This is a genomic window from Streptomyces hygroscopicus subsp. hygroscopicus, assembly GCF_001553455.1.
GTDB lineage: Bacteria > Actinomycetota > Actinomycetes > Streptomycetales > Streptomycetaceae > Streptomyces > Streptomyces hygroscopicus.
On record NZ_BBOX01000605.1, the window covers coordinates 1 to 4,142 of the forward strand.

Annotated in this window: 3 protein-coding genes and 1 pseudogene; all 4 read right to left on the reverse strand. The window is 73.4% G+C overall.

Annotation, left to right across the window (positions count from 1 at the left end; translation table 11 throughout):
- A pseudogene (locus AXW62_RS42170) lies at positions 1-268 on the reverse strand (2-oxoglutarate dehydrogenase E1 subunit family protein); the annotation flags it as partial.
- 246 nt (positions 269-514) lie between these two features.
- Complete coding sequence (locus tag AXW62_RS39220) at positions 515-1,933, reverse strand: sensor histidine kinase (protein WP_252368899.1); 1,419 nt, start codon at positions 1,931-1,933, stop codon at positions 515-517.
- A gap of 68 nt (positions 1,934-2,001) precedes the next feature.
- Entirely contained in the window at positions 2,002-2,742 is a 741-nt protein-coding gene (locus tag AXW62_RS39225; RefSeq protein WP_014054863.1) for a response regulator transcription factor, read from the reverse strand.
- Between the two features lie 104 nt (positions 2,743-2,846).
- Positions 2,847-3,584: a spermidine synthase family protein gene (locus AXW62_RS39230; protein ID WP_060948515.1), complete on the reverse strand. Its 738-nt coding sequence runs from the start codon at positions 3,582-3,584 to the stop codon at positions 2,847-2,849.
- Positions 3,585-4,142: the final 558 nt, after the last annotated feature.

A 4,142-nucleotide genomic window follows, 5' to 3' on the forward strand; every position in this document is an offset into this window, starting at 1 on the left:
GGTGCGGGCTTCGCCGGGGCCGCCGGGGCGGCACTTCCGGCTACTCCCTGTGGCGGCGCGGCCGCCGAGGAGCCGGTGTCCTGACCCGGCTTGTAGTCGGCGAAGAAGTCCCACCAGGCTCGGTCGACCGAGTTCGGGTCCTGGAGGTACTGCTGGTAGATCTCGTCGACGAGCCACTCATTGGGGCCGAAGGCAGCGGCAGGTTACTCCCCTGCCCGTCCTGTTCATCGGTCGAGATGCTCGAGGTGTTGGGGGACTGTGGCGACACGGCGGCAACCGCCCTCTTCCGCTTCCTAAGGTGGTGGACAGCGGGAATAAAGGCTACGCCCTCCAGACCCTTACGTGCAGGCCGCACTGGTCATCGTCGTGTACGTCACATTGATCGGCGGGTTTCAGCGCATGACGCACCGGGAAACACACGAGGTTCCGTGTGTTTCCTCACGCCGGGCCAGCGCAAACGTGCGCCCCGCCGCTCCTATGTGCGCGACGGGGCGATTTTACTTCAGCTTTGATCTCAGGGGGTGGCCGGTTTGGATTCCGGGGCGGGCCCGGGGAGGCTGACCTTGATCCGGCAGCCGCGCGGGGACTCCGCCACCCTGATCCGCCCGCCGTGCAGATCCACCGCCCAGCGCGCGATCGCCAGCCCCAGGCCGGTGCCGCCGTCGCTGCCCGGCCCCGGCCGGCGGCGGCCCGCGTCGGCCGAGCCGTCGGGGGAGAGCCCGCCCCGGTTGAACCGCTCGAAGACCCGGTGCCGCTCGGCCTCCGGGATGCCGGGGCCCTCGTCCAGCACCTCCAGCTCCAGGCTCCCCGAGCCGTCACCGCGCCGGGCGCGGACGGTCACCCGGCCGTGTGCCGGGCTGTGCTTCACCGCGTTGTCGATGAGGTTCGCCATCACCTGGTGCAGCCGCTCGGCGTCCGCGTGGGCGGTCAGCTCGGGCGGCGAGACGTCCAGGTTGAGATGGACGTCCTTACGGGTGTGCGCCCCCGAATGGGACTCCGCGCCCTTGGCCATGCTCGCCTCCTTGAGGATCCCGGCCAGATACGGCCAGACCTCGAACCGCCGCGCGTGCAGCGGCACCACCCCGTTGTCCAGGCGGGAGAGGTCCAGCAGCTGCTCCACCAGGCGGCCCAGGCGCTGGGTCTGCCGCAGCGCGACCCGCATCGTCTCCGGATCGGCCTCCGAGACCCCGTCCACCACGTTCTCCAGCACCGCCCGCAGCGCCGCGATCGGGGTGCGCAGCTCGTGCGAGACGTTGGCGACCAGCTCCTTGCGGTGGGTGTCCACCGCCTCCAGATCGGCCGCCATCCGGTTGAACGCGGACGCCAGATCCCCGAACTCGTCCCGGCGCTGCGCCGCCCGCACCCGCCGGGTGTAGTCGCCGTTCGCCATCGCCCGGGTGACATCGGTCATCTCGTCCAGCGGGGCCGTCAGCCCGTTCGCCACGAACTGGGTGATCAGCAGCGAGGCGATGACCGAGAAGATGGTGATCACTCGCAGCTCGGTGTCGGAGTGCATCGCCACGAAGATCAGCAGCGTGGTGATGATCACCGAGCCGACGACCAGCGCTCCCAGCGCCGCCTTGACCGAGCGGTAGGGATCGAAGGGCCGCAGCGCCTCCCAGATCCGGGCCCAGGTGGTACACCACGCCCGCCGGCCCCGGGGGGTCCCGGGCGGCGGGCAGCCCTTGGAGCGACGGCGGGCCCACGGGCCCCTGGCCCCGCGCGCCCAGGGCGCCGTGACCCGACGCGGCCAGGAGGGCGCCTTGACCCGTCCTGTCCAGGGGGTCTTGACCCGTCCTGTCCAGGGTGTCTTGGCCCGGTCTGCCTCGGGGGTCCTGTCCCGGCGTGTCCAGGGGGTCTTGGGCCGGTCTGCCTCGGGGGTCTTGATCCGGCGTGTCCAGGGGGTCTTGAGCCGGTCCGCCCCGGGGGTCATGTCCGCCCCAGGGGTCCTGGCCCGTCCTGTCCAGGGGGCCTTGACCCCGCGTGCCCAGGGGGCCTTCCTCATGCCGCCGGGGTCTCCAGGGCGTAGCCGACGCCGTGCACCGTACGGATGCGCTCCGCGCCGATCTTCCGGCGCAGCGCCTTGATGTGGCTGTCCACGGTGCGGGTGCCCGAGGCGTCCGCCCAGTCCCACACCTCGGCCAGCAGCTGCTCGCGCGACAGCACCGCCCGGGGGGTGTTCGCCAGGCAGACCAGCAGGTCGAACTCGGTCGGCGTGAGGTGCACGTCCGAGCCGCGCACCCGCACCCGGCGCTGGGCGTGGTCGATCTCCAGCTCGCCCAGGCGCAGGATGCCGCTGCGCGGGGTGTGCGCGGCCAGCGCCGCCCGCTCCACCCGCCGGAGCAGCACATGCACCCGCGCGGCCAGTTCGCGCATGGAGAACGGCTTGGTCATGTAGTCGTCGGCGCCGACCCCGAGCCCCACCAGCATGTCGGTCTCGTCGTCGCGCGCCGTCAGCATCAGCACGGGCACCGGCCGCCGGGCCTGCACCCGGCGGCAGACCTCGAGCCCGTCGAAGCCCGGCAGCATCACGTCGAGGACCAGCAGATCGGGCTGCCACGCCTCGGCCGTGTCGACCGCCGCCGGACCGTCCCCCGCCGTCTGGACCTGGAACCCCTCGGCGCGCAGCCGGGCCGCGATGGCGTCCACTATGGTCGGGTCGTCCTCGACCACCAGGACCCGGCGCTGTGCACCGGGAGTGGTCGTGGCGGTCCCGTTGTGACCGTTGTGAGTCTGCTCCATGCGCCCGCCCCTGCGTCTTCCGGTGAAACCCGCGGCTCGCGCCTGGTCATCGCGCAGCCGCGTGCGGTAGGCAAGCAAGCGTAAAGCCAGCGTACGCGGCTTTGCTACGCGCCCCGAACCGCGAGATGCACGACGTCGGGAACACCCCGGGCAACGGCGACCTCTTCCGTACGCACCCGCGTGAACCCGGCATTCCGGAGAGACTCCTCGAAGGCGGGCGACGGGCGGGCCGACCAGACGGCCAGCACCCCGCCCGGTGTCAGGCGCGCGGCGCAGGCGGCGAGACCGGCGGGGGAGTAGAGGCCGTCGTTGTCCTCGGTGACGGTCCAGTCGGGGCCGTTGTCGATGTCCAGGCACAGCGCGTCATAGGTCTCCGGGCCGGACCGCAGCCACGCGACCAGATCGGCGTGGACGATGGCGGTGCGCGGATCGGCCAGCGCCCCGGCGGAGACGGCCGACAGGGGGCCTTCGCGATGCCAGTCGATCACCGCCGCCTCCCGCTCGACCACCGCGATCCGCCCCCACCGGGGCTCCGCGGCCGCCTCCACCAGCGAGAAACCGACGCCGAGCCCGCCGATCAGCAGGGCGGGGGAGGGACGGTCGGCGGGCAGCGCGTCGAGGGCGGCGCGGACGAGCAGCCGCTCGGAACGGCCGTCGGAGGTGTCCATGAGGAAGCACCCGTTGGCGATGATCTCGAAGACCGCGCCGTCCGGCCGTCCCCGGTCCGCGCCCCCTCGCCGCCGCAGCACCACCTCGCCGTACGGCCCCTCCCGGCGGTCGACGGTCACCGGCCGGTCGTCGTCGGCGGCGGGCTGGGCGGCGTACGGCGGCTGCGGCTGCATGGGGTTGGAGTCCTCCCGGGTGGTTCCTGACCCCGCCATCCTCGCGCCGCCCCGGCCCACCGGTCCAACCGGTTCCACCCGCTTCCACGGGCCGGGCGCCACGGCGTTGTCCCGGTCACAGTCGGAGGGCGGTGAGATCAGTCACGGCTCCCGGGTTGTTGTTCCCGCCGTGGCGGATATGCGCAGAGCAGGGGAGCGGGAACGACGGCGGGGGCGGCGGTGAGGAAGGAGCGCGGGCGTTGACGACATGGGTACGAGCGACGGGCGTGGACGCGGGCGCGGACGTGGAGACGGGCGCGGACGCGGAGGCGGAGAGCGCGGACGCGGGGGGTGTGGGCGCGGAGACGGAGAGCGGGGAGACGGAGGACGTGGGGGGCGCGCAGGCCGGGCGCGCGGACGCCTCCGGCCGGTGCCCGGCCACCCCGGCGCCCCGGGCTGTACGGCCGCCCGGGGCCGTAGCGGGGTCCCGGGCTGTCCCGGAGCCCCGGGCCGTACCCGGGCCCCGAGCTGTCCCCGGGCCTTGGGCTGTCCCGGCGGGGCCCCCGGTTGTTCCGGCGG

What these genes read in the sequence shown, in the direction of transcription:
- AXW62_RS39225 (WP_014054863.1), bottom strand. Translation starts at nt 2,742, where the DNA reads ATGGAGCAGACTCACAACGGTCACAACGGGACCGCCACGACCACTCCC.
- AXW62_RS39220 (WP_252368899.1), bottom strand. Translation starts at nt 1,933, where the DNA reads ATGACCCCCGGGGCGGACCGGCTCAAGACCCCCTGGACACGCCGGATC.
- AXW62_RS39230 (WP_060948515.1), bottom strand. Translation starts at nt 3,584, where the DNA reads ATGCAGCCGCAGCCGCCGTACGCCGCCCAGCCCGCCGCCGACGACGAC.